The sequence below is a fragment of the Streptomyces sp. NPDC008079 genome, assembly GCF_042957385.1.
In the GTDB taxonomy this organism is placed as follows: domain Bacteria; phylum Actinomycetota; class Actinomycetes; order Streptomycetales; family Streptomycetaceae; genus Actinacidiphila.
Window position 1 is genome coordinate 82,428 of sequence record NZ_JBIBIC010000005.1, and the last position, 26,087, is coordinate 108,514.

A 26,087-nucleotide genomic window follows, 5' to 3' on the forward strand; every position below is an offset into this window, starting at 1 on the left:
CCCGGTAAGCATGGCGTCCACTGTGCCGGATCGTCGCTCCGGAGGTCACCTCACGGTCGTCCCGTGGTCGTGTGTCGCGTTCTCGTCACTCTTTCCCTGCCCGGAGGAGTCGTCCGAGCCGGAATTCGACCCCGCGCCGGAGCCCTGCTCCGAGCCGGAATTCGACCCCGAGCCCGAGCCGGAGTCCTGGCCGGGGGCCGTGGCGCCCGGCGACGGCGGCGCGGACGTGCCCGGCCCTGTCGGCGCGCCCCCGGTGGGCCAGGTGTAGCCGTCGGTGCCGACGGGGTCGGTCGTGGCGGCCGGGGCGGACTGCCCGTGCGCGAGCACCCGGCGGCAGTAGTCGGCGATCCGCTCCTTGCGGCCCGCCTCCCCCTGGAGCCGGGCGACCAGCCACGGATCGGCGTGCCCGCCGTGCCGGGTGGCCTGCGTATAGCCGCGGCACAGCGCCTTGAGCACGGCCTGGTGGTTCCTGTCCGACGGCTTGTACGGGCCGGGGTGGTGCGGGGCGCGCGGGTCGCCGTGCCGGTGTCCCCCGTCGTCCCCGGTGGGGGACGGCGAGGCGCCGCGGGGCGCGTCGGTGCCGGGCGCGGGCGGGGAGGTCGTGCGCGGTACGGCGGCGCCCGGTCCGTCGGCGGTCCCGCCGGCGCCACCGGCGGCGAGGGGACCCGCGTGGAAGGCGCCGCCGCGGAAGGGTCCGGGCAGCACGCCGGTCCCGGCTGCCACGGCCACCCCGCTCACCGCGAAGACCGCGACGAGTCCCCCGGCCAGCGCCTTCGCGGACCGCCCCGACACCACCAGCCGCCGTCCCTCGTCGGCGCCGCCGGTACGGCGCGCGGCCCGGAAGGCGGCCAGCGCGGCCTGTTCGCGCTCGGGGTCGACCTCGGTGTCCCCGGACGCGGCCGTCAGCAGCCGCAGCAGTGTGAAGAACCGGGCGTCGGCGACCTCGTGGAGGGTGCCGGGTTCGGCGGGGCACTCGCCCTTGGTGACGACGCTCAGCAGCCGTTCGGCGGTCACCGGGTCCGGCCAGGTGCCCACGTCACGTCCGTCGTCCATCTCACGCCTCCCCGGCATCGTCACCCACCACCTCGTCGGCGCCGCCGCGCCCCGGCCCGTCCGCGCCCGCGACCCGTCGGCGTCCGACGACCGCCGGCCCGCCCGAGTCCGTACACGCGATGTCCGTGCGCGCGGTTTCACCACGCGCGATGTCCTTACCTCCGGCGCCCGTACCGGCCGGGTCCGTGACGTCCGCGTCCGTAGTGCCGACCTCCCCGCCGGATTCCGCGGGCGCCACCGCGCGTCCGCGCGGCTCGCGGGCTCCGGCGCCCAGCTGTTGGGCGAGGCGGCGCAGGCCGCGGTAGGCGGCGGTGCGTACGGCGCCGGGGCGTTTGCCGAGGACGTCGGCCGCCGCGGGTGCGCTCAGGCCGATCACGACGCGGAGCAGGACGGCCTCGGCCTGGTCGCGCGGGAGCGCGGCGATCAGGGCGAGCGCGCGGGCGGTGGACAGATTGTCGAGGGCGGTGCCCGCGGAGTCGGGCACGGGGACCGGCTCGGCCGCGGCGGGGTCGAGGACGGTGGTGCGGGGGCGGGACTTGAGCCGGCGTACGTGGTCGAGGGCGCGGTGCCTGGCGATGGTGGCCGCCCAGCCGCGGAAGGCGGCGCCGTCACCGCGGAAGGCGTGCAGGTCGCGGACGATGTCGTGCCAGGTGTCGGAGGCGATGTCGTCGGCGTCGTCGCCGACCAGGCCGCGCAGGTAGCCGAGCAGCATCGGCTGCACCTCGCGGTAGACGACGGTGAACGCGGCCTCGTCCCCGGCTCTCGCGCGGGTCACCGCGCGGCCGAGTTCCGCGCCGTCCGTCCCCGCGCGCCGTCGCGTACCGGCCCTGACCACCGCGTCCTCTTCGTACGTCGCGGCACCGCGCATCGTGCCCATGCCCCCGGAGCGGCCGGACCCCCGGGGTTGCCGTCCCGTCTGGTACAGCGTCGCGGCCCCGGCAGGTGTCACCGCGGACCCCGTCCGGCGCGGGACGGCTCGGCTGTACGTCGTTCCGGGTGCGGGCGTACCGGGCCCGGGCCCGTGGGACCCGCGAACCGGCGGGCGCGGCCGGGGGGCGGACCGTACTGTGTGCGCGCCGGACCGTGCATACCGCCTCCGCTCAGCGAGCCGACCGCTCCCGGTGGGCGGTACGTGGCTCTACTCCCCACAGCGCCCACGGCGGCGAAAGCGTCACTCGCGCCCCACACGCCACGGCCGGCGGACGGTCGCCTTCCGGTCCACGGGAGCGGGCGGCGGCGCAGCGGGGGCTCGGGTGGGCGCGAGTGGGCTCGGGTGGTCGGGGGTCGGGCGGGGGTCGGACCGGCGGGGACGGGAAAGCGCACGGCCGCCTTCCCCGCCCTGCCGCGAGCGGGGAGAGCGCGGTGGCGGGGAAGGCGGCCGGCGGCATCAGTGCGGCAGCAGCGGCGGGTTGGCCCGGCGGACCAGTTCCAGCGCCTGCTGGGTGAACCACGCGCCCGCCGCCGGGTCCGCGTAGCCGCGTTCCGGGTCGTTCGGGCCCGCGGTGCCGCGGGTGCACTGGCCGTCGGACTCGCCCGGGATCTTCACCCAGAGCTTCGCGTCGGCCAGCGGGTCGCCGGTGTTCAGGGTCGGCCTGGCCCCGAGGCCGCGGCCGGGGGGATTGCACCAGTCCTGCGCGTCGGTGTAGACGCCGGACGGCGGGGTCCAGGGGCCCTGGCCGTTGCGGCTGGTGTCGGTGACGAAGTGCTTCATGGCGGACGGCGCGGTGTGCACGTTCGCGGTCAGCCAGGTCTGCGCGTCGTTGACCGGCCAGTACTGGTTGGGGCAGGCGGCGGTGTCGCCGCCGCCCGCCGCGTAGGCGAGGCAGGACGAGATGAGCTTGCCGTACCAGGCGAGTTCGCTGTCCGAGCGGTAGTTGGAGATGTTCAGGTAGAAGCCGGTGGCGTCGCCGACGCCCGCCTCCACCAGCCGGGGGACGATGTCGTTGACGTTGTGCCAGCCGCTGTGGCCCGCGTCCAGGTAGACCTTGGTGCCCGCCTGCGGCTCCAACGCCTCGACGGCGTAGTGGATTTCGTCGTAGCGCGCGGCCGTGAGGGTGCCCTGCGCGTCGTCGGCGCCGCAGTCGGACGGGAGCAGCGCCAGCGAGTCGGGTTCGAGGATCACCGTGGCGGGCTGCGCCCCGATGCCGCGCTTGACGGCGTCGATCCACGCCTCGTACTCGGCGGTGTTGGCGGCGCCGCCCGCCGAGTACTGGGCGCAGTCGCGGCCGGGGATGTTGTAGAGCGCGAGCACCGGCAGCGCGTGGCGGCGGGCGGCGTCGGTGACGGTCTTGTGGACCGAGCTCTCCACCTGGGCGGGTGTCCCGTCGCCGTACCAGACGGCCTGCGGGGTCAGGGTCATCGCCAACACCCCTGCCGCGTCCCGGAATTGCCCGTGCCGCAGCAGGTCCAGGATCTGCCGGTTCCCGTCCGCGTTGGCGGGCGGGGTGTAGAGCGCGGCGGGCGGGCGCGGGGCGGGGTTCGTGCCGTGACCGGTCGTCGCGTGCGCCGGGGCGACGGCGACGGCGGCCAGCGCGGCGGTGGCCGTGGCGGCGGTGACGAGCGTACGGGCGGTACGTGCGCGGACGCGTGCGGGCATGCGGGTGGACTCCTCGGTACGGCGGGACGGAGTGCGGGCGCTGTCCGGGCGACGCTGAGTGGGAGCGCTCCCATGAACGGCTAGGGGAATTAACTCCTCATAGCGCGGCGCCGTCAATCCCCTGTGCGGGCTTCAAGAAATGAAGCCCGCACAGGAGCGGGGACCCGGCACAGGCGCGAGCCAGGAACCCTACTTGAGCGCCCCCGTCACCAGATCGATTCGCCAGAACCGCTGGAGCGACAGGAAGAGCGCAATCACGGGAACGACCGACAGCAGCGTGCCGGTCACCACCAGCGAGTACAGCGACGCCTCGTCGGCGCCGTGCCGCAGCAGGCTGTACAGACCCACGGTGAGCGGGAATTTGTCGTCGCTGGTGAGCATCACGTACGGCAGCAGGAAGTTGTTCCAGATCGCGATGAACTGGAGCAGGAACACCGTGACCAGGCCGGGGCCCATCAGCCGCAGCCCCACGGAGAAGAACAGCCGGGCCTCGCCCGCGCCGTCGATCCGCCCGGCCTCAAGCAGCGAGTCGGGCACCGCGGCGGCGGCGTAGATCCGGCACAGGTAGATGCCGTACGGGTTGAACAACTGCGGGAGCAGCACGCCGATCAGACTGTCCGTCATGCCGGCCTTGGACAGCAGCAGATACTGCGGCACGGCGAGCACGATCTGCGGCAGCAGCACTCCGGCGAGGATCGTGTTGAACAGCGCGGTACGGCCGCGGAAGGCGTATTTGGCCAGCGCGTATCCGGTGGCGGCGGAGACGAAGGAGGCGAGCAGGCCGCCGACCGCCGCGTAGAAGAAGCTGTTGAGCATCCAGCGCCAGAAGATGCCGTGCTGATAGTCCGTCAAGTCTCTGATGTTGCGCAGCAGTCCGAGGTCGGGCGAGGGGACGTAGGTGGCGGTGGAGAAGAGTTTGGTGCGGGATTTGGTGGCCGCGATCAGGATCCAGAGCGTGGGCACGACGCAGTAGAGCGCGCCGAGGACGAGCGCGGCGGTGGGGAGCAGCGCGATGCGGGGGCGGGGGGCCGGGGTGCCGCGCTCCTGGCGCTCGCGCGGCGGGGCGCCCGCGGGGGCGGTGGTCACGGTGGTCACTTGGCCTCCCGCTGGACCCGGGACTGGATGACGCGCGCGGTCACGAAGGAGACGGCGAGCGCGGCGACGGTCAGGACGACGGAGGTGGCCGCCGCCGCGTGGATGTCGGAGTTGCCGAAGGCGTCGTCGTAGATCTTCATCAGCGGCACCCAGGTGGAGGAGACGGCGTTGGACAGCGGCTTGAGGGTGTTGGGCTCGTTGAAGACCTGGAGCGCGGCGAGCACCGTGAACAGGCAGCACATCACCACCGCGGGCATGACCAGCGGCACCTTGATCCGCAGCACGATCTGCCACTCGGTCGCGCCGTCCAGCCGCGCCGACTCGTGGAGTTCGGCGGGCAGCGCGCGCAGCGCCGTGTAGATCACGATCATGTTGAAGCCGACCGCGCCCCACACCGCCACGTTGGCGACCGAGAAGAAGACCGCGGTCCGCCCGAAGAAGTCGACGTGGTCGCCGCCGATCGGGCTGGTGGCGGGCAGGTAGAGGAAGCCCCACATCAGCGAGGCGATCACGCCGGGGACCGCGTACGGCAGGAAGATCGTCAGCCGGGTGATCCGCTTGAGCCGGGTGCGTTCCATGTCGAGCAGCACCGCGAACAGCAGCGCGAGGAACACCGTCCCCGGCACGGTGATCGCGCCGAGCGCCAGCATCCGCGTGACACCCGACCAGAGGTCGGAATCCCCCAGCACGTCACGGTAGTTGGCCAGACCCGCCCATACGGTGTGGGTGCCGCCGCCGAGCAGCCCGCCGTTGACCTTGCGGCGCTGGAAGCTGAGCAGCAGCGCGTAGACCCCGGGGGCCACGACGAAGGCGGCGAAGAGCAGGACGGCGGGCAGGACCAGCAGATACGGGAACCGGCCGGTCCTGCGCGCGGTGGTTGTCTGACGCCCCATCAGCCGACCGTGAATCCGAGCTTCTTCATGTCCGCGACGGTGGCGCTCTGCATGGCGTCGAGCGCGCCCTTGAACGAACCGCCGCCCTGGAGCGCCTTGCTGAAGTTGTCGGTGTAGCCGGTGAAGGTCACGGTGACGTCGGGTCCCCACATCGGGAAGCTGCGCGCGGCCGGCGCGACCTTCTTGACCTGGGCGTAGAAGTCCGGCTGGTTCGGGAAGAACGCGGGCGCGGCCTGGAGCACGGGCAGCGAGCGGCCCGCGGTGGCGGCGGGATAGACGTTGATCTGCTTGACCTGCTCGGTGACCGCCGCGTCGTCGGTGTTCAGCCAGGACGCGAACGCGGCGGCCTCGGCCGGGTGCCGGGAGTCGCTGGTGACGGTGGTGGCGGAGCCGCCCCAGATGCCGGTGGCGGGGTCTCCGGCCGTCCACGCGGGCAGCGGCGCCACCGCCCACTTGCCCTTGGTGGCGGGCGCGATGCCGCCGATCTGCGCGGGCGCCCAGGCGCCGGAGATCCAGGTGAGCAGCGTCCCGTCGTTCATCTGCTTGTTCCACTGCGGGCTGAACGACGGATTCTTGGCGATCACGCCGTCGTCGACCAGGCCCTGCCAGTAGTCCGCGACCTTCACCGTGGGCGCGCCCGCGATGTCGACCTTCCAGGTGGTTCCGCTGGTGGTCCACCAGTCGGCGCCCGCCTGCTGGGCGAGGCCGGTGAACCAACCGGGGTCCGCCGCGTCGAAGTTGGTCAGATACGCCTTGGGCGCCTTGGCCCGCAGCGTCCTGGCCGCCGCCGCGTACGCGTCCCACGTCGTCGGTACGGCCAGGCCGTACTTCGTGAACAGGTCGGCGCGGTAGAAGAGCATCAGCGGGGCGACGTCCTGCGGGACGCCGTACACCTTGCCCTCGAACACCGTGCTCTTCAGGGTCGGTTGGTCGAATTTCCCGACGGTGTCCTTGGTGTACTCGGTGATGTCCCGCACGACGCCCTTGGAGACCAGCGCGGGCAACGACTGGTACTCGACCTTGGCGATGTCCGGACCATTCTTCGCCTCGTGCGCGGTGATCATCTTGGCGACCAACTGGTCACCGCCCGCCGGGTTGGAGAGCTTCACGTGGATCTCGGGGTGCGCCGTGTTCCACTTGGCGACGACCTTGTCCATGTTCGGGTCCCAGTCCCAGAAGGACAGTTCGACCTTGCCCTTCCCGCTCGGCTCCTGGCCGGACTTCTTGTCCGATCCGCCGCCACAGGCAGCCGTCGTCACCAGCAGCCCTGCCGCCACCAGCACAACGGCGGCTCTTGTCCGTGTCACGCCCATGGGGTGGTTCCTCAGCTCTCGTCGGTGGCGGGCGCGGTGGCCCAGTCGGGAAGGTTCAACGGCGTGCGCTGGAGGCCGATCCACTGCCGCCGCGTGAAGCCGGGCATCTGGTTCTCCGCGCCGTGCCTGGCGTGCGCGTCGTTGACGTGCACCTCGCCCGCCGCGAGCCGCTCCGCGACGGACAGACCGCGGATCAGATCCCGCGTGAAGACCGAATTCATCAGCATGGGAAGGCCGTTGGTCAGCGCCACGGCCTCCTCCTCGGTGTCGACCACCGTCACCGGGATCACCGGCCCGAAGACCTCCTCCCGGAACGCGGGCATCCGCGGCGTCACCCCGGTCAGCACCGTCGGCCGGTAGAACAGCCCCTCGTACGTGCCGCCGGTCACCAGCCGCGCGCCCATCGCCAGCGACGGCTCCACGATCGTGCGGTGCAGCCGGTCGAGCTGCGCCCGGCTGATCAGCGGCCCCAACGCGTTCCCCGCGTCGAACGGGTCCCCCACCTTCAGCGCCGCCGCCCGCCGCACCACGGCCTCCACATACGCGTCCGCGACGGCCCGCTGCACGATGTGCCGACTGGCGCTGATGCACGTCTGCCCCTGGAACTCCAGCGACGCCACCATCGCGCAGTCCGCGGCCAGTTCCACATCCGCGTCGTCCAGCACCACGAACGCGTTGCTGCCGCCCAACTCCAGCCGGATGTCCCGCAACTCCCCCGCCGCCGCCCGGCTGATCGCCAGCCCCACCTCCCGCGACCCGGTGAAGTCCAGCATGTCCACCCCCTGATGCCGCGCCAATGCCCACCCGGCCTCCGGGCCCTCCCCCGTCACCACGTTCAACACCCCGCGCGGCAGCCCCACATGCTCGGCCGCCTCCGCCAGCACCTGCCCCCCGATCACCGGCGTCAGCTCCGCCGGTTTCAGCACCACCGTGTTCCCGAACGCCAGCCCCGGCGCCACCGCCCGCATCGCCAGATTCATCGGGTAGTTCCACGGCGTGATCAGCCCCAGCACCCCGAGCGGCACCACCCGCGACAGCGACAGCTTCCCCGCCTTGTACGGCGGCAGGATCTCCCCCGCGTTCTCGCTCACCTGCACCGCCGACAAGGCGAGCTGCCGCACGCTCGTCCCCACCTCGTCCTCGGCCTTCGCCCTCACCCCGCCCGTCTCCCGCATGCTCTGCTCGACCAGCTCCCCGAACCGGTCCTCCAGATACCGCCCCAACTCCCGCACATACCGGCCCCGTTCCGGCGCCGCCAGCCCCGCCCACCCCGACTGCGCCGCCCGCGCCGCCGCCACCGCCCGGTCCACGTCCTCCGCCGCCCCCAGCGCGTACCGCCCGATCTCCCGCCCCGTCGCCTTCTCCTCCACCACCCCGCTCCTCCGCGACGCCGCCGCCACGAACTCGCCGTCGATGTACAGCCGACCGTCTCCGGGATGCGAGGGCATACGTTCTCCAAGGAAGGGGGTACCGAAATGAGCCGCCTTTTTCTTGGACTTAAACTAAGTAGCGACCGATCACCGGTCAATCCGTCGCACACAACTTTTTCCCGGGCCCCACATCCCCCAGCCGGTTCCCCACCAGCTCACCGCCCCGCCCCGCGGTTCGCCGCTGGGTGCGGCTGCGCGAGGGGCTGCGCCCCTACGGCACCGCTGCGCAGGTGGGTTCGCCGGTGGGGTGCGTTTGCGTGAGGGGCTGCGCCCCTGCGGCACCGCTGCGCGGTGGGGTTCGCCGGTAGCCAGCGAGCCAAAGGCGGCGCCGGTGTCGAAAGCGACGATGAGCAGGGAGCGAGGAACGAGCGACCGTCGAAGAGGAGCGTCGACACCGGATCTAAGCCGCCGGAGGCGAGAGGGCGGCAAAAAAAGGGGAAGGACGGTGAGCCTGCGCAAGACGGCTCCCACCCACGGTTCGCCGCACCGGTTCGCGAACGCGGGACAGTGACCCGCACCGGTGCGCCGACGCAAGGCGGCTCCCACCCACGGTTCGCCGCCACGCTGAGCTCACCCAAGACCGCTCCCCGCCGCCGCGCCCCCGCACCACCGACCAGACGCGGACCGCCCCCCTACCCCCCCGTCAACACCCCGTGCACCGGCAGCGTCGCCGCGCCCAGCGCCACCGCCTCCGGGCCCAGGCGGCCCAGTTCCACCGCCGTGCCCGCCGCCAGGTAGTCGAGCGTGTGGCGGCGCATCGCGTCGCGTACGGCGGGGAGCATCGTCGGGCCCATGGCGCCGCTGACCCAGCCGGAGAGGATGACGCGGTCGGGGCTGAGCAGATTGATCAGGTTGGCGATGCCGATGCCGAGGTACTCCGCGGTCCAGCGGACCGTGTCGGCCGCCGGGCCCGGCCGGGAGGCGGCGGCGACGAGCGCAGCGACGCGCGCCTCGGTGCCGACGCCGGGGAGTTCGGGGGCGCCGGGGATGCGCCCGTAGTGGCCGAGGATGGCGTCGGCGCCGACGTACGCCTCGAGGCAGCCGTGGGAGCCGCAGCGGCACGCGGCGCCGCCCGCCTCGACGACGGTGTGGCCCCACTCGCTGGTGGTGCTGGTGACGCCGCCGGGCGAGCCGGTGGCGACGGCGGCGCCGACGCCGACCGCGAGCAGCGCGACGATGGCGCGTTCGGCGCCCCGGCCCGCGCCGCGCCACATCTCGGCCTGGCCGAGCGTGCGGGCGCAGTTGTCGAGGTGCAGGGGCGCCGCGATGTGCGGCCTGAGCAGCGCGTCGAAGGGGACGTCCGACCAGCCGAGGGTCGGCGCGTGGACCGAGCCGTCGGGCAGGACGGCGCCGGGCACGCCGACGCCCACGCCGAGCAGGGTGCCGGTGTCGACGCCCGCCTTGGCGGTGACCTCCTCGATGCCCGCCGTCACGAGACCGGCCAGCACCGCGGGGTCGGGCCGTCCGGTGTCCATCGGGTAGGTGGCGGTGGCGAGGGTGTCGAGCGTCCAGTCGAAGAGCCCGACCTGGACGTGGGTCTCACCGATGTCGACCCCGGCCACCTGCCCGTATCCGGGCCGTACTTCGAGGAGCGTGCGGGGACGGCCGCCGTCGGAGTCGAGCAGTCCCGCCTCGGCGACGAGGCCGTCCGCGACCAGGTCGGTGACGACGTTGCTGACGGTGGCGGAACTGAGCCCGGTGGCGCGCATCAGGTCGTAGCGGCTGGCGGGGCCGTGCAGATAGAGCCGGGTCAGCACCGATGTGCGGTTGTGCCGACGCAGGTCCCTCGTCGTCCGGCCCACGTCGCGCGTCACCGGGCTCCCTCCACGATGTCGGTCGGACACGGCACCCCCGGGAGAGCGCAGTACAGGGCACATAGTGCCAGATCACCCACTCTCCGCTTTGGGGAGCACTCCCCAGGAACCAAGACATCGGATGCTTACGGGTTAACTCACCCCTTCCCACCGACCCGCGAGCGTCCTTGGACCACTCCTCACACCCGTCCCGTCCCCCGGTAGAGGTCGAGTTCGCCGTCCAGTTCCACGGCCAGCACGGTGGCGTGCTCGTCCACGTCGGCCGCCGAGGGCGCGTCGATCCACAGCACTCCCGGTACGTCGTGCAGGCCGCCGGTGACCTCGTGGCCGAGTTCGGCACCGGTGCCCACCACGGTCACGCGGCGTACGGCGTTGCGCAGGCCGCGCAGTGAGACCGTCTCACGCGGGGCGTCGAAGCAGGTCAGGTAGAGGGTGCGCCGGTCGGCGGAGAGGGTGCTCGGACCGTAGTGGTGACCGGCCGGGAGTCCGGCGACGGTGCCGTAGACGGCGGCGGAGTGCCGGGCGATCCAGTCGCCGAGCCCTTCGAGGCGGGCCGCCTGCTCCGCGGTGATCGTGCCGTCCTCGCGCGGGCCCACGTCCAGCAGCAGATTGCCGCCCGCGCCGATCGTCTCGGTGAAGTAGCGCACGAGCTGGCCGACCGACTTCTGGTGGTCGTCGTGGCCCTGGTAGCCCCAGGAGTCGTTGACGGTCAGGCACAGCTCCCAGGGGCCGTCGGGGGCCTGGAGCGGGACGCCCTGCTCGGGGGTCGCGTAGTCGCCGCGGCTGAACATCCGGGCGTTGAAGACCGTCTCGGGGTTGACCGCGAGGACGGCGTCGGCCAGCGTGTCGATGCCCCACTGCTCCTCGGCGCGCTCCCACTCGCCGTCGAACCACAGCAGGTCGGGGCGGTACCGCTCGGCCAGTTCCACGACCTGGGCGTCGCGGTAGCCGAGGTAGCGCCGCCAGGCGGCGGGGTCCTCCGCGCCCGGCGCGGGGGCGCTGAGCGGGTTGTCGTTGACGGCGGCCTGGAGCGGGTCGGGGTCGGGGTGCCGGACGGACGGGTAGTCGGGGTGCGACCAGTCGGAGTGGGAGTAGTAGAAGCCGACCTTGAGCCCTTCGGCGCGCAGCGCGTCGGCGTAGCCGCCGAGCAGGTCGCGGCCCGCGGGGGTGTCGCGGGTGACGGACAGGCCGTCCTCGCGGGCGGTGTCCCACAGGGCCACGCCGTCGTGGTGACGGGCCGTCAGCACGGCGTAGCGGGCGCCGGCGCGGGCGAACAGCCGCGCCCAGTCGTCCGGTTCGTACGCGGCGGCGGTGAACCCCGCGAGCTGCTTCATGTACCGCTCCCGGGTGACCTGCCCGGTGTAGAAGGACCACGACTCGGGGACGCCGTCGACGGCGTAGATCCCGTAGTGGATGAAGATGCCGAGCTTGGCGTCGGCGAACCAGGGCTGCATGGGCATGGGGCGCGTCCTCGCGAGACGATACATCGGATGTGTTGCCGGGACGCGTTGACCTTACGGTTCGCCGGTCCGGGCAATCAATCCCCCTCAGGATCCCTCAGGAACCCCCAGGCTCCACCGGATCAGGACCGGGCCGGAGTGTGCCCGGGGGACGCCCCCGACTGTCAGGTGAGGGGGGCGCCCCGGTCTCGGTGCGTTCTCTCAGAACGCCAGTGGCGCGGAGAGCGGCAGCCGGGCGGCCGTGGGCCCGGCGTACAGCGTGTACGGGGCCGGGCGGCTCCGCCAGCGTCCTTCCGCGGGTGACCACCGCTGGAACGACCGTGCTGCCACGTGAACTTCCGCCACGACATCCTCACCGGGCTCGGCCCGGACCGCGGTAAATCCGGCCAGTCGCGGTCCACCGTTGTCATAGTCGCCGTCGGGCCCGGTGCCGAGGTAGACCTGGACGACCTCGCGGCCGGCACGCGCCCCGGTGTTGCGCAGCGCGACCCGTACCACGATGTCCCGTTCCCCGTCCTCACCTGCGGCTTCGCCGTGGCCCGAGGTCTCCTCCGCCGCCTCGGGCACGTCCAGCAGCCGGTAGTCCCAGGTGGTGTAGCCGAGCCCGTGACCGAACCAGTACGCGGGTTCCGCGCCCGCCCTGCGCCACGCACGATGGCCGATATACGGCCCTTCCTCGTACGGCAGCACACCGTCTGCGGGAGTGGTGGACGGCAGGGGCGCGCCCTCGGCGAGTCCGGCCCAGGTGGTGGGCAGCCGCCCGCCGGGCTCGGCGTGGCCGAACAGCACGTCGGCCAGGCCGTGTCCGGCCTCCTGGCCGGGGAACCAGCTCAGCAGCACCGCGGGGACGCTCTCCCGCCAGGGCAGTTCGACCGGTCCGCCGGAGTTGACGATCACCACGGTACGGGGGTTGGCGGCGGCGACCGCGGCGACGAGTTCGTCCTGGCGGCCGGGGAGCGCGAGCGACGTACGGTCGAAGCCCTCGCTCTCGATCTCGTCGGTGGTGCCGACGACCACGACGGCCACGTCCGCGTCGCGGGCCAGCGCCACGGCCTCGGCGATCGACTCGTCCTCGTCGCGGCGCGGCGGGTCGGCGGCCAGCGCGACCGCGAAGCCGTCGTCCGCCTCCCAGTGCCGGGTGGCGACCAGCAGCAGTTCACCGCCCGCCGTCACCTGCCGGGACGCCACCCGGAAGGACGGTGTGACATGGACATATGTGGGGTCCCGCGATTCGGGCCGCACATAGGTGTCGATCAGCGTCTCGCCGTCCGCCCGCAGTGTGACCGCGCCGAGGCCGACGACGGCGAACCGCCACTCTCCCGTGACATCCGGTGTGACCAGGGCGCTGACCTCGACGGCCGCCGCGGTGGCGGCGAGTTCCGGCGCGTCGCCCGACTCCAGGATCCGGCCGCTGAGCCGGTGCTCGGCGTGGATCTCGGCGCCGTCGGCGGCGAGGTAGCGGACCAGGACGCCGGGTGCGCCGCTGCGCGGGTCGCGGGAGTTGCCGCTGTGCAGCGGGGTCGGGCGGGTGGTGAGGACGACGCCCTCGGCGTGCACGACCTCGGCGCTGTCGCCGACCGCGTCCCTGATGCCGTCGAGCGGCGAGACGACCTCGATCGGGAAGACGCCCGCGCTGCCGCCGCCCTGGACGCGCGCGGCGGCGGCGTTCGGGCCGAGTACGGCGATCCGCGGCGGCCCGCCGTCCGGACCGTCCGGGCCGGTCCCTCGTCCGGGGGCCGGGTCGAGCGGCAGCAGCCCGCCCTCGTTGCGCAGCAGGACGCTCGCGGCGGCGACCGCGCGGCGCAGCAGGGCGCGGGCGTCGTCGGACACGACCGGCGCGGCGGTCGCCGGAGGGGTCGCTCGTGTTTCGCCGTGGGCTTCCAGGGGTGACAAGGTCCCCTGGAAGCCCTCCAGCGCACCGACCCGTGCGGCGAGCCGCAGGAATCGGCGGACCTTGTCGTCGATCACCGTCTCGGGCACCCTGCCCTCGCGGACCGCCGCCACCAGCGGCTCGCCCCACAGCGGGTGCGGCCCCGGCATCGCGAGGTCCTGCGGGGCGAGCGCCGACTCCTCGGTGGACCGGACCGCGCCCCAGTCGGAAACCACGACCCCGTCGAAGCCCCAGGTGCCCTTGAGCGGTTCGGCCAGCAGCGGGCTCTCGGACATGGTGATGCCGTTGACCGCGTTGTACGCGGACATCACCACCCACACGCCCGCGCGCACCGCGGCCTCGAAGGGCGCCATGTACACCTCGCGCAGGGTGCGTTCGTCGACGCGGGCGTCCAGCGTCAGACGTTCGGTCTCCGAGTCGTTGGCCACGTAGTGCTTGGCGGTGGCCGCGACGCCGCCGGCCTGGACGCCGCGGATGTACGCGGCGGCCGTGCGTCCGGTGAGCAGCGGGTCCTCGGAGTAGCACTCGAAGTGCCGTCCGGCCGCCGGGGTCCTGTGCAGGTTGAGGGTGGGGGCGAGCATGATGTCGATCCGCTTGCGGCGGGCCTCCGCGGCGAGCAGACCGCCCAGTTCGGCGACGAGTTCCTCGTCCCAGCTCGCCGCGAGCGCGGTCGGCGACGGCAGGACGAGCGCGGTGTCGCGTTCGTCCCAGCGCTCGCCGCGTACGCCCGCGGGCCCGTCGGACACGCCCATCTCCCGCAGGCCGACGGCCGGTTCGCCCTGCGTCCTGAAGGAACTGGCGCCGGAGAGCAGCCGGACCTTGGCGGGGAGGTCGAGCTTGGCGACGAGCGCGTCCAACTCCGCGTCGGACGGGGCGGGTTCCGCCTCCGACGCGGGCTGTGACGCGGACCCCGGCGCGGGCCCCGACCCGTTCCCCGACGCGGGATCGGACAGCGTCGCGGGCCCGGGAAGGGGCAGGGACTCGGACTCGGGAGTGATCATGGTCATCCCTTCATGGCCCCCTGCATGATGCCGTCCAGGATTTGACGGCCCATCAGCAGGAAGACCGCGATGATCGGCAGGCTGGAGACGAGCGCCCCGGTGAGCACCAGGGAGTAGTCCTGGATGTAGCCGCTGGCCAGTTCGGACAGCGAGAGCTGCACCGTGGGGTTCTGCTGGGTCATGACCACCTTGGGCCAGTAGAAGTCGTTCCAACTGGCCATGAAGGTGAGCATGCCGAGCACCGCCATCGCCGGGCGGGCGGCGGGCAGTGCGATGTGCCAGTACAGGCCCCGGGTCGTGCAGCCGTCCATCCGGCCCGCGTCGAGCAGTTCGTCGGGGATGGCCGTGACCAGGTACTGCCGCATGAAGAACACGCCGAAGGCGTTGGCGGCGGCGGGCACGATGAGCGCCTGGAGGTGGTTCGCCCAGTGCAGCCAGTTCGCCATCATGATGTAGAGCGGGATGATGCCGAGCTGGGTGGGGACCATCATCGTCGCCACCACGGAGCCCAGCAGCGGACTCCGGCCGGGGAACCGCAGCTTGGCGAAGGCGAATCCGGCGAGCGTGGAGGTCAGCACCACCGAGACGGTGACCGTGCCGGCCACGATCAGCGAGTTGACCAGGGCCAGTTGCATGTCGGCCTGGTCGAACGCCCGGCGCAGGTTGGACAGGAGGTGGCTGCCGGGCAGCAGCGCGGGCGGCACCTGGCTGAGCGCGGCGTTGTCCCGCGAGGCGGCGACCAGCGTCCAGTACAGCGGGAAGACCGAGAGTCCGACGACGACGGCGAGCGCGACGTAGACGCCCTTGCCGGCCGAGAGCTGACGGTCCCGGCCGGACCGGCGGCGGGGGCGCTTGGTGAGCGGCAGGGTGGTCATGCGGCCTCGACTCCCTTCATGCGGCGGGCCAGAAGGAAGTTGACGGCGACGATCACGACGATGACCAGGAACATCGCCCAGGAGATCGCGGCGCCGTAGCCGTATTTGAACTTCCCCCAGAACTGGTCGTACGAGTACAGCGCCATCGTCTGGAACTGGTGCTGCGAGCCGCCCGCCATCGGGGTCTGGCTGGCGCTGAACAGCAGTGGCTCGCCGAACATCTGGAGCGCGCCGATGGTCGAGGTGATGACGGTGAACAAGATGGTGGGGCGCAGCACCGGGATGGTGATGGACCTGAACTGCCGCCACCGGCTGGCCCCGTCGATCGCGGCGGCCTCGTACAGCTCGAAGGGGACGGCCTGCATCGCGGCGAGGTAGATCAGCGCGTTGTAGCCGGTCCAGCGCCAGGTGACGATGGTGGAGATGCCGATCCAGGAGGACCAGGTGCCCGCCTGCCAGTCGGTGTGCGGGACGCCGAAGAGGCCGAGGAACCAGTTGACCAGGCCGAAGTCGCGGCCGAAGAGCTGGACGAAGATGATCGTGACGGCCGCGACCGAGGTGACGTTGGGCAGCAGCACGCCCATCCGGATGAAAGTGCGGCCCCGCAGGCGGTAGTTGAGCAGGTGGGCCAGGCCCAGCGCGAGCAGCAGTTGCGGGACGGTGGAGAGCACGCCGATGCCGAGGGTGTTGCGCAGCGCGTTCCAGAAGAACTGGTCGTGCAGCAGGGTGCGGTAGTTGTCGAGGCCGACGAAGGTGTGCCTGCTGCCGTCGGTGTCGGCCCGCCAGGCGGTGAGCGACACATACGCCGTGTAGAGCAGCGGGAACAGGCCGAAGACGCCGAAGACGAGGAAGAACGGCGAGATGTAGAAGTACGGCGACAGGCGACGCTCGGCCCGGTGCCAGCGGGCCCCCTTGGCGGGGGCGAAGTCGGGCGCCGCCTTTCCGGGCGAGGGGTTGTCCTGCGAGGCGGCGGGCGGGGTGCCGGTCGAGACGGCCATGCATCTGCTCCTGGTTGGTGGCCGGCGGGGGGTACGCGGTGGGCGGGGAGTGGGAAGGGTGCGCAACCCCCGCCGGCCCGTCGAGTGGCGCGAGCGGCCCGGAACGGGAACCTCGGGGCGGTCAGGGAACCGGAGGATCTGAGGACCTCACGTTCGGGGCCGGCTCCCGTCGTGCCCCACCGTCCGCGCGGCCCGCTCGGGACAGCGGTCCGCGCGGACGGCGGGATCCGGTGGCCGCCCGCCGCGATCCGGCGGCCACTTCGGTCCGGGAGTCCGGGCTCGGGGCCCGGCTCCGGGACGCCGGAAGGGTGGTGCCGGGACCGGCGGGTCATGGGCGGCGCGAGCGGCGCCCGGCACCCGTGCCCGCCGGCCGGGCACTACTCGCCGATGTTCTTGATCTCGGCGTTGGCGTTGCTCCACGCCTTGTCCACGCTCGCCTTGCCCTGTTCGACCGAGACCAGGGCGTTGCCGTAGATGTTGCCGATGTCGGCGCCGTGCGGGCCGAGCGGCTGCGGCTTCAGGTTCTTCGCGGAGTCGGAGAAGATCTTGCCGGTGGGCGCGCCGTTGAACATCGGGTCGGTCAGGTTCGCGATGTCGGGCGAGGTCCACAGCGCCTGGTCGGAGGGGAAGAAGCCCTTGTTCTTGAAGAGCCAGGCTTCCTGGGTGGGCGCGGTGAGCCACTTGGCCAGCTCGACGGCGGCCTTGGTGTGCTTGCCCTGCTTGGGCACCGTCAGATAGGAGCCGCCCCAGTTGCCGCCGCCGCCGGGGATGGTGGCGATGTCCCACTTGCCGCCGTCGGCGGGCGGGTTGGCCTTGAACTCGTAGCTCATCCAGGCCGGGCAGGTCACGGTGGCGAACTGGCTCTTGCGGAAGCCGGTGTCCCAGGCGGGAGTGAAGGCGGCGATACCGGCCGACTCACCGTCCTTGATGGCGCCCGCGACCGTGTCGAACGCCTGCTTGACCGCCGGGTTGGACGCGGCGACGACCTTGCCGTCCGCGTCGTAGAACGCCTGCGGCGCCTGGGCGGTCATCGCGGAGAAGACATTGCTGCCCGCGTCGAACCACTTGACCTTCTTGTCCGGGCTCTTGGCGAGGAACTGCTTGCCGGTGGAGAAGTAGGAGTCCCAGCTCGACACCAGCGAGGAGACGGCCTGCCGGTCGGTGGGCAGCCCGGCCTTCTGGAAGAGGTCGGCGCGGTAGCAGAGCGCCATGCCGCCCATGTCGGTGCCGAGGCCGAAGAGCGAGGAGCCGTCCCGGCTGGAGGCGGGGGCGGTCTTGGACGGCACCCACTGGTTCTTGTCGACGCCCTCGTCCAGGAAGTTGACGAATTTGCTCGCCTCTGACTGGAAGCCCGCGACCTGGCCGATCTCGATCGCCTCGATGTCGGCGGAGCCGCTGCCCGCGACCAGGTGCGCGTGCAGGTTCTGGTGGTGGGCGCCCAGGTCGGCGCGGTTCTCCTTGATCGTGATGTTCGGGTGGAGCTTGTGGTACTGGGCGTAGAGGTCCTTGTAGCCGAAGTCCGAGAACAGGTTCACGGTGAGCGTGGTCTTGGCGTCGGCGTCGTCGCCGGAACCGGACTTGGACGTCGAGTCGCTTCCGCAGCCGGTGGCCAGGAGCGCGGCGGCCAGTACGGCGCCCCCTCCCGCGAGCCACGTCCTGCGTCTGTTTCCTGTGTCGCTCATGGGGACTTCCTCGGATTTCTCGGTCTCTGGGCGGACGGGCGGGGCGGCCGGAGGGACCCCGGGGCAGGCAGGAAAAGAACGCTTGGAGAGCGCTCTCCCAATGCCGGTACATTCACGCCCCGCACGGGCGTGTGTCAAGACCCGGTACTCCGATCCGCACCGGATACGCACGTTCCGATGGTGAACAGACCTGCCGATTCAGGATGTTAGAGGGCATAACGAGCGGGACATGTCGTCATCTCGTGTCCGATGCCTTGACACCCCGGAAACCGGGACGCAACCATCTGCCCACTGAGAGAGCGCTCTCCCGAATGCTCCATGCCCCGGAACCCGCCGTCCCGGAGAGCCGCACCCTCCCTCCCTCACCTCCCCCCGCAGGAGAATCGGCATGAGAGCCTCACACTCACCGACCGCCCGGTTCAGATCCCTTCCACCGTCGCTGCGCGCGGCCCTTCTGGTGCTCCTCGCCATGGGCCTCGCGCTGTACGCGCTCGCCGTCCCCACCACGGCCGCGCACGCCGCCGACACCCTGCTCTCGCAGGGCAAGCCCGCCACCGCGTCCAGCACCGAGGGCGCCGGTTACCCGGCCTCCGCCGCGGTCGACGGCGACGCCGGCACCCGCTGGGCCAGCGTCTGGAGCGACCCGCAGTGGCTCCAGGTCGACCTCGGCGCCACCTCCACCGTCAGCAAGGTCGTGCTGAACTGGGAGAACTACGCGACGGCGTACCAGATCCAGGTCTCCGACACCGGCACCGGCGGCTGGACGACGATCTACTCCACGACCACCGGCACCGGCGGCACCCAGACCCTCACGGTCAGCGGCACCGGCCGGTACGTCCGGATCAACGGCACCGTGCGCAACAACGGCTACGGCTACTCGCTGTGGGAGTTCCAGGTGTACGGCACCGCGGGCTCCGGCGGCACGGGCGGTACGACCGGCGGTGACAACGGCGGTACGGGCACGCCGCCGCCCGGCAACTGGACCACGGTGTGGAGCGACGACTTCACCGGCGCGGCGGGCACCTCGCCCAGCGCCGCCAACTGGATCACGGACACCGGCACCGCCTACCCCGGCGGCCCCGCCAACTGGGGCACCGGCGAGGTCGACACCGCCACCAACTCCCCCGCGAACGTGGGCCTCGACGGCAACGGCCACCTCAACCTGACGGCCCTGAAGTCGGGTACGGCCTGGACGTCCGGCCGGATCGAGTCCAAGCGGACCGACTTCGCGGCGCCCGCGGGCGGCCAGCTCCAGATCTCCGCCACGCTCAAGCAGCCGAATCCGGCCAAGGCGCTGGGCTACTGGCCGTCCTTCCGCGCGATGGGCGCCGCCTTCCGGGGCAACCCCGGCGCGTGGCCGGCCGTCGGCGAGAGCGACATCATGGAGAACGTCAACGGCCGCTCGCAGCTCTCGGCGACCCTGCACTGCGGCACCGCGCCCGGCGGCAACTGCGACGAGTACAACGGCAAGACCAGCGGTCTGGCCACCTGCTCCGGCTGCCAGACCGGCTACCACACGTACTCCGAGATCATCGACCGCACGAAGTCCGACGAGCAGATCCGCTACTACCTCGACGGCAAGCAGATCTGGCAGGTCAGCGAGTCGCAGGTCGGCGTCGCGACCTGGGAGGCGGCCGTGCACCACGGCGTCTTCGTGGACTTCAGCCTCCGGATCGGCGGCTCCTACCCCAACTCCGTCTGCGGCTGCACCTCTCCGGCCGCCGACACCTCCTCCGGCGGCGCGCTGAGCATCGACAACGTGACGGTCTCCCAGATCGCCGCGGGCACCGTGCCGACCCCGCTCACCGACCCGCCGGTGCCGACCGGCGCCAGCGACGTGCACGTCACGGGCGGCCAGGGCAACTGGAAGCTGACCGTCAACGGGGCGCCGTACACCGTCAAGGGCATGACCTGGGGTCCGTCCAACGACACGGCGAACGCGCACATGCGTGACCTGAAGGCGATGGGCGTCAACACCGTGCGCACCTGGGGCACCGACGCGGGCACCAAGCCGCTGCTGGACGCCGCCGCGCAGTTCGGTCTGAAGGTGGTCAACGGCTTCTGGCTCAACCAAGGCGCGGACTACGTCAACGACACGGCGTACAAGACCAACACGCTCAACGACATCAAGAACTGGGTGACGACGTACAAGAACCACCCGGGCGTGCTGATGTGGGACGTCGGCAACGAGGTCATCCTCACCACGCAGGACCACTACTCGGGCGCCGCGATCGAGCAACAGCGCATCGCCTACGCGAAGTTCGTCGAGCAGGTGACGCAGGCGATCCACGCGATCGACCCGAACCACCCGGTGACGTCGACGGACGCGTGGACCGGCGCGTGGCCGTACTACAAGCAGTACACGCCGTCGCTCGACCTCTACGCGGTCAACTCCTACGGTGCGGTCTGCAATGTGAAGCAGGACTGGATCAACGGCGGTTACACCAAGCCGTACATCGTCACCGAGACCGGCGAGGCCGGTGAGTGGGAGGTGCCGAACGACGCGAACGGGGTGCCCACCGAGCCGACGGACATCCAGAAGCGGGACGCGTACCTGTCCGCGTGGAACTGCATCTCGGGCCACACCGGGGTGGCGCTCGGCGCCACGATCTTCCACTACGGCAACGAGAACGACTTCGGCGGCGTGTGGTTCAACGTCCGCCCGGCGAGCTGGAACCGGATGATGTACTACTCGGTGGCGAAGGACTACGGCGGCACGCCGCAGGCCAACACCCCGCCGGTGATCAGCTCGATGACGGTCGGCAACAGCGGTTCCGTCCCGGCAGGCGGCACCTTCGACGTCTCGGCGTCGGCGACCGATCCGGACGGCGATCTGATCCGGTATCAGCTCATGTACTCCACCAAGTACGTGGACAGCGGGACCGGTCTGCAACAGGTCACGTTCACGCAGACCGGCGACGGCAGGTTCACGGTGACCGCGCCCAAGACGCTCGGGGTGTGGAAGGTGTACGTGTACGCCTTCGACGGGCACGGGAACGTGGGTATCGAGACCAAGTCGTTCCGCGTGGTGGCGCCGACGGTCGGCGGTACGAACGTGGCGCTCGGCAAGCCGACGACCGCGTCCTCGTACCAGCAGACCGGCAACGGGGCGCCGTTCCCGCCGTCGAACACCACGGACGGGCGCTGGGACACCCGGTGGGCGACCGACTGGACCGACGCGCAGTGGCTGCGGGTCGACCTCGGGCAGACCACCGCGATCAAGCACATCCAGCTCGGCTGGGAGTCCGCCTACGGGAAGTCGTACCAGGTGCAGGTGTCCAACGACGGCAACGCGTGGACGGACATCTACAGCACGACCACCGCGACCGGCGGCGTGGAGACGTTCGACGTCAACGGGTCCGGCCGCTATGTGCGGCTGAATCTGACGCAGCGCGGCACGGCCTACGGGTACTCGCTGTACGAGTTCGGGGTGTACGCGTGACCCGGGTGACCGGGGCGCGCGGTTGAGACCGGGGCGGGGCGCGGCGGGCCTGTGGGGGGCTGCCGTACCCCGCCCCATCTGCGTGTTGTCCGACCAGGACTTAGGGAGAGCGCTCTCCGTGCGTGGTATAACTGGACCATGACGAGCAGCCGTCCTGCCGGGCCCCGCCTGCCCACACTGGAAGACGTCGCGCGGTCCGCCGGGGTGTCGCGGGCGACGGTGTCCCGTGTGGTCAACGGGACGCGCAATGTCGATCCGGAGATCCAGAAGGTCGTCCAGGAGGCGGTCGAGGCGACCGGGTACATCCCCAATCGCGCGGCCAGGTCACTGGTCACCCGGCGTACGGACTCGGTCGCGCTGGTCTTCTCCGTGCCCGACCACCACGCGGCCGACGACCCCTTCCTCGGGCAGGTCTTCAGCGACCCGTTCTTCGGCCGGATAGTGGGCGGCCTGCTCACGGTGCTGCGCCCGCGCGGCGTGCACCCCTTGCTGATGCTCGCCGACTCCGAGAAGGCGCGGCGCTCGCTGGTGCCGAATCTGCGGCAGGAGCACATCGACGGCGTGGTGCTGGTGTCGATCGCGCCGGGCGACCCGCTGCCGTCCCTGCTCACGGAGGCCGGGCTGCCGACCGTGCTGTTCGCCCGGCCGGCCACGCCGATCCCGATCAGCTTCGTGGACGTCGCGCAGCAGGCGGGCGCGAAGCTCGCCGCCGAGCACCTGCTGGCCCGCGGCTGCCGCCGGATCACCACCATCGCGGGCCCGGCCGACTCCCCCGCGGGCCAGGACCGCCTCGCGGGCTTCCGCGAGGCGATGGCCGAGCACGGCTACGCGTACGTCCCCAGCGTCGAGGGCAGCTTCACGCAGGAGGGCGGCGAGCGGGCGATGAAGCAGTTGCTGTCCGAACAGCCCGACACCGACGGCGTGTTCGTCGCCAACGACCTCATGGCCCAGGGCGCCCTTCTCGTCCTGCGCGACCACGGCCGCCGCGTGCCCGACGACGTGGCCGTCATCGGCTTCGACGACAGCAGCGCCGCCCTGTCCTCCCGCCCCCTGCTCACCACCATCCGCCAGCCGGTGGAGGACATGGCCGCGGAAATGGCGAAGCTCCTGATGGCCCTCATCGACGACCCCGCCCAGCAGACCCGCTCAGCGATCTTCAAAACAACCCTGATCCCCCGCGAATCCGCCTGACGGCGGAGGTCATCAACCGCGCCCGCCCCCACCCCCCGCAGCGGGACGGCGCCCACGCCCGCCACGATTCCGCCCGACGGCGCTCGGTACCGGCACTCCGCCGCGCGGCGCCTGACGGCGCAGGTCGTTTGGCGTCTGCCCGGACTTGGCCACCCGGCGGCGGAGGCCGGTGGGCGGATCGGGTCGGGGGTTCGGCGGGTTGGGGCGCTGGCTCGGCGGACGGGGCGCCTTGGCGGAATTCCGGGCTGGGCCGCCAGGCCGCGCACGGGTCCGGTGCGCGAGGTGCTGGGGCCGGGGTGTCGCGGGGGTCAAGCGGCAGGCGCAGCCGTTGGGTTGGGGACGACGATCGCCGTGGTGACGAGGCCGTTGCGGGTGGTCCAGCGGCCGGTGAAGATGTCGGGGCCGATGTCCTCGGCGAGGAGGGGGCCGGGGATCAGGAGGCGGGCGGTGTAGCCGCCGCGGTCGGGGGCGTCGGGGTCGCGGGTGAAGAGGAGTTCGGCCTCCTCGAAGCCGAGCATCTTGCGGTGGAAGGGATACCACGCCTTGTAGACGGTCTCCTTGGCGCTGAACAGCAGCCGGTCCCAGTGGATTTCGGGTGCTTCCTCGCCCAGCCGCTCCAGCGCGGCGGCCTCCGCGTCGGTGGCGGTGACGACCTTGAGCACCCCCTCGGGCAGCGGTCCGTGCGGCTCCGCGTCGATGCCGAGGGTGTGGACGTCGGAGGTACGGGCGACCGCCGCGGCACGGTAGCCGTCGCAGTGGGTGATGCTGCCGACGACGCCGGCCGGCCAGACCGGCGCGCCCCGGTCGGGGTCGCGCGGAATCGGCCCCGGCGCGATCCCGAGCCCGGCCAGCGCGGCGCGGGCGCAGGCGCGGCCCGCCGCGTACTCGGCGCGGCGCTTGGCGACCGCCTTGGCGACGGCCGCGGCCTCCTCGGGGAAGAGCGGCGCACTGTCGAGCTCCGCGCCGTACACGGCCCGTGAGCGGACGGCGGCGGGCAGCAGGTGCTCGATCACCGGCGGACGCCCTGACGTCCGGCCAGTATCCGCCGCGGCCCCGCGGGCCCGGTGTCGCGGCGCCCCCACTCGCGCGGGTAGCCGAGCGAGACCTCGGTGAAGCGGACGCCGTCGCGCCACATCACGCGCGGGATGTGCAGATGCCCGTAGACGACCTCGGCGGCCCGGAAGCGGGTGTGCCACTGCTCGGTCCGCTCGGTGCCGCACCACAGCGCGAACGACGGGTAGCGCAGGATGCGCGTCGGATCGCGGTGCAGCGGGAAGTGGTTGGCCAGCACCGTCGGCAGCGCCGGGTCCAGCGCCTCCAGGCGCGCCTCGGTCTCGGCCACCCGGACCCGGCACCAGTCGTCGAGGCCCGGCAGCGGGTCGGGGTGCAGGAACCGCTCGTCGTTGCAGATCACGCCGAGGTCCCGCGAGTGCGCCAGCGCCTCTTCCTTGGTGGTGGCACCGGGCGTGCCGTCGCGCCACGTGTAGTCGTACAGCAGGAACATCGGCACGACCGCGACCGGCCCCCGCTCGCCCTCCCACAGGGGGTACGGGTCCTCGGGTGTGATGACGCCGAGGCGGCGGATCTCCTCGACCAGGTGGCGGTAGCGGGCCTCGCCGCGCAGTTGCACCAGGTCGTCCGGCGGGGTCCACAGCTCGTGGTTGCCCGGCAGCCAGATGACGGTGGAGAAGTGCTGCTTGAGCGTGCTCAGCGCCCAGATGATGTCCTCGGAGTTCTCGGCGACGTCTCCGGCGACGATCAGCCAGTCCTCGTCCGTCCCCGGCCGCAACTGCTCCACGATGAGGCGGTTGGCCGCGTAACCGACGTGCAGGTCACTGATCGCGAGTAGCTGCGCCCCGCTGTCGGGGCCGGTCAACGTGCGTCAACTCGTCCGCTAAGTGGTGTAGGCACGCGATCGATTGTCCCAGACGGCGGCGGACGGCACCGGGCTTTCGGGTCCGCGGGCGGGTGTCACGGAGGTGGTTCCCGTCACCCTCGCCGCCGTTTCGCCCGGCCGGCGGCACCGTCGCACCGACACGGATCGAGCGCGCGTCCGTCGCGCGTCCGTCACCGCTCAGTCGCGGCTCAGTCGCGGCTCAGTCGCGGTCGACCAGCACCGCCGTGCCCTGGCCGACCCCGACGCACATGGTTGCCAGGCCCCGGTGGGCGCCGGTGCGGTTCATCCGGTGCAGCAAGGTGGTGAGGATACGGGCGCCCGAGCAGCCGAGCGGGTGGCCGAGGGCGATGGCGCCGCCGTCGGGGTTGACCAGTTCGGGGTCGACGCCGAGTTCGCGCACGGAGGCCAGCGCCTGGGCGGCGAACGCCTCGTTGAACTCGGCCTCCTCGACGCTGTCGACGGTCCTGCCGAGCCGGGCGAGCACGCGCCGGGTCGCCGGGACCGGCCCGACGCCCATGACGTCCGGGTGCACTCCGGCGCTGGCCCCGGCCGCGTACCGGCCGAGGGATTCGAGTCCGAGGTCGCCCAGCGCCTCCTCGCTGACCAGCAGCAGCCCGGCGGCGCCGTCGTTCATCGGCGAGGCGTTGCCCGCGGTGACCGTCCCGGTGCCGTCCTTGCGGAAGACCGGCTTGAGCGCGGCCAGCCGCTCGGCCGTGGTGTCCTCGCGGATGCACTCGTCCCGCGTGACGACCACGCCGTCGGGCCGGGTGACGGGCAGGATCTCGGCGTCGAAGAGGCCCTTCCCACGGGCCGCGGCGGCATTGCGGTGGCTGCGCAGCGCGAAGGCGTCCTGGTCGGCGCGGCTGACGCCGTACCGCGTGGCGACCTCCTCCGCCGTCTCCCCCATCGCCAGCACGCCGTGCAGTTCGCGCATCCGGTCGTTGGTGAGCCGCCAGCCGAGCCGGGTGTCGTACGTCGGCATCGTGTGCGGCAGCGCGTCGTCGGGGCGGGGCAGGACGAAGGGGGCGCGGCTCATCGACTCGGAGCCGCCCGCGACCACGATGTCGGCCTCGCCCGCCGCGATCATGCGGGCGGCGGCGGTGACGGCTTCGAGCCCGGACGCGCAGAGCCGGTTGACGGTGGCGCCGGGCACGCTGTCCGGCAGGCCCGCGAGCAGCACGGCCATCCGCGCCACATTGCGGTTGTCCTCGCCCGACTGATTCGCCGCGCCCCAGTAGACGTCGTCGATCCTGGCGGGGTCGAGCGCGGGCACGCCGTCCAGCAGACCGCGCAGCACGGTCGCCGCCAGGTCGTCGGGGCGGACCGTGGAGAGCGCTCCCCGCAGCTTCCCGATGGGGGTGCGGCGGGCGGCGGCGAAGTGGACAGGTCGCATCGCGTGCTCCTCCTGGCGGGACCCGATGGTGCGGGTCGGGCGGCCCCGGGTGTGGGTACGTAC

The 26,087-nt window shown here is 72.2% G+C and carries 17 protein-coding genes and 1 pseudogene; 2 read left to right on the forward strand and 16 right to left on the reverse strand.

Features of this window, described 5'->3' with window-relative positions:
* Nucleotides 1-45: 45 nt before the first annotated feature.
* The 13 genes and pseudogenes from ACFZAM_RS13895 to ACFZAM_RS13955 form a co-directional block, all read right to left on the reverse strand.
* On the reverse strand, nt 46-1,053 hold the full coding sequence (locus tag ACFZAM_RS13895; RefSeq protein WP_391045773.1) for a hypothetical protein: 1,008 nt from the start codon (nt 1,051-1,053) through the stop codon (nt 46-48).
* Nucleotides 1,054-1,318: 265 nt separating this feature from the next.
* A pseudogene (locus ACFZAM_RS13900) lies at nt 1,319-1,921 on the reverse strand (RNA polymerase sigma factor); the annotation flags it as partial.
* A 519-nt stretch (nt 1,922-2,440) separates the two neighbouring features.
* On the reverse strand, nt 2,441-3,649 hold the full coding sequence (locus ACFZAM_RS13905; protein ID WP_355346796.1) for a glycoside hydrolase family 6 protein: 1,209 nt from the start codon (nt 3,647-3,649) through the stop codon (nt 2,441-2,443).
* 189 nt (nt 3,650-3,838) lie between these two features.
* Nucleotides 3,839-4,735, reverse strand: a complete 897-nt coding sequence (locus tag ACFZAM_RS13910) for an ABC transporter permease subunit (protein ID WP_391046200.1) — start codon at nt 4,733-4,735, stop codon at nt 3,839-3,841.
* Nucleotides 4,736-4,740: 5 nt separating this feature from the next.
* A complete protein-coding gene (locus ACFZAM_RS13915) occupies nt 4,741-5,637 on the reverse strand; it encodes an ABC transporter permease subunit (RefSeq protein ID WP_391045776.1) in 897 nt (298 codons plus the stop codon).
* Nucleotides 5,637-6,944: a sugar ABC transporter substrate-binding protein gene (locus tag ACFZAM_RS13920; RefSeq protein ID WP_355346802.1), complete on the reverse strand. Its 1,308-nt coding sequence runs from the start codon at nt 6,942-6,944 to the stop codon at nt 5,637-5,639. The genes ACFZAM_RS13915 and ACFZAM_RS13920 overlap by 1 nt, the downstream gene beginning before the upstream one ends.
* Nucleotides 6,945-6,961: 17 nt before the next feature.
* Entirely contained in the window at nt 6,962-8,398 is a 1,437-nt protein-coding gene (locus ACFZAM_RS13925; RefSeq protein ID WP_391045778.1) for an aldehyde dehydrogenase family protein, read from the reverse strand.
* Nucleotides 8,399-9,012: 614 nt separating this feature from the next.
* Entirely contained in the window at nt 9,013-10,194 is a 1,182-nt protein-coding gene (locus ACFZAM_RS13930; RefSeq protein WP_391045781.1) for an ROK family protein, read from the reverse strand.
* Between the two features lie 179 nt (nt 10,195-10,373).
* Complete coding sequence (locus ACFZAM_RS13935) at nt 10,374-11,654, reverse strand: alpha-L-fucosidase (protein WP_391045784.1); 1,281 nt, start codon at nt 11,652-11,654, stop codon at nt 10,374-10,376.
* A gap of 201 nt (nt 11,655-11,855) precedes the next feature.
* The gene (locus ACFZAM_RS13940; RefSeq protein ID WP_391045785.1) at nt 11,856-14,546 is read right to left on the reverse strand and encodes a glycoside hydrolase family 3 C-terminal domain-containing protein; all 2,691 of its coding nucleotides are present in this window, start codon (nt 14,544-14,546) and stop codon (nt 11,856-11,858) included.
* A gap of 2 nt (nt 14,547-14,548) precedes the next feature.
* The gene (locus tag ACFZAM_RS13945) at nt 14,549-15,421 is read right to left on the reverse strand and encodes a carbohydrate ABC transporter permease (protein ID WP_188285249.1); all 873 of its coding nucleotides are present in this window, start codon (nt 15,419-15,421) and stop codon (nt 14,549-14,551) included.
* A complete protein-coding gene (locus ACFZAM_RS13950) occupies nt 15,418-16,419 on the reverse strand; it encodes an ABC transporter permease subunit (RefSeq protein ID WP_391045789.1) in 1,002 nt (333 codons plus the stop codon). The genes ACFZAM_RS13945 and ACFZAM_RS13950 overlap by 4 nt, the downstream gene beginning before the upstream one ends.
* A 377-nt stretch (nt 16,420-16,796) precedes the next feature.
* A complete protein-coding gene (locus ACFZAM_RS13955; protein ID WP_391045792.1) occupies nt 16,797-18,101 on the reverse strand; it encodes an extracellular solute-binding protein in 1,305 nt (434 codons plus the stop codon).
* A 388-nt stretch (nt 18,102-18,489) separates the two neighbouring features.
* Here ACFZAM_RS13955 and ACFZAM_RS13960 point away from each other — a divergent pair, with 388 nt between their 5' ends.
* On the forward strand, nt 18,490-21,543 hold the full coding sequence (locus ACFZAM_RS13960; RefSeq protein WP_391045795.1) for a discoidin domain-containing protein: 3,054 nt from the start codon (nt 18,490-18,492) through the stop codon (nt 21,541-21,543).
* A gap of 138 nt (nt 21,544-21,681) precedes the next feature.
* Complete coding sequence (locus tag ACFZAM_RS13965) at nt 21,682-22,734, forward strand: substrate-binding domain-containing protein (RefSeq protein ID WP_391045798.1); 1,053 nt, start codon at nt 21,682-21,684, stop codon at nt 22,732-22,734.
* A 308-nt stretch (nt 22,735-23,042) separates the two neighbouring features.
* Here the strand turns inward: ACFZAM_RS13965 and ACFZAM_RS13970 are convergent, their stop codons facing one another.
* The 3 genes from ACFZAM_RS13970 to ACFZAM_RS13980 all read right to left on the reverse strand — a co-directional run bounded on the left by ACFZAM_RS13970 (nt 23,043) and on the right by ACFZAM_RS13980 (nt 26,024).
* Nucleotides 23,043-23,747 (reverse strand): 4'-phosphopantetheinyl transferase superfamily protein, encoded by a 705-nt coding sequence (locus ACFZAM_RS13970; RefSeq protein WP_391045800.1) that lies wholly within the window; start codon nt 23,745-23,747, stop codon nt 23,043-23,045.
* A complete protein-coding gene (locus ACFZAM_RS13975) occupies nt 23,744-24,610 on the reverse strand; it encodes a metallophosphoesterase (protein ID WP_391045802.1) in 867 nt (288 codons plus the stop codon). Before ACFZAM_RS13975 ends, ACFZAM_RS13970 begins: the two co-directional genes overlap by 4 nt.
* A gap of 220 nt (nt 24,611-24,830) precedes the next feature.
* Entirely contained in the window at nt 24,831-26,024 is a 1,194-nt protein-coding gene (locus tag ACFZAM_RS13980; protein ID WP_391045804.1) for an acetyl-CoA C-acyltransferase, read from the reverse strand.
* Nucleotides 26,025-26,087: the final 63 nt, after the last annotated feature.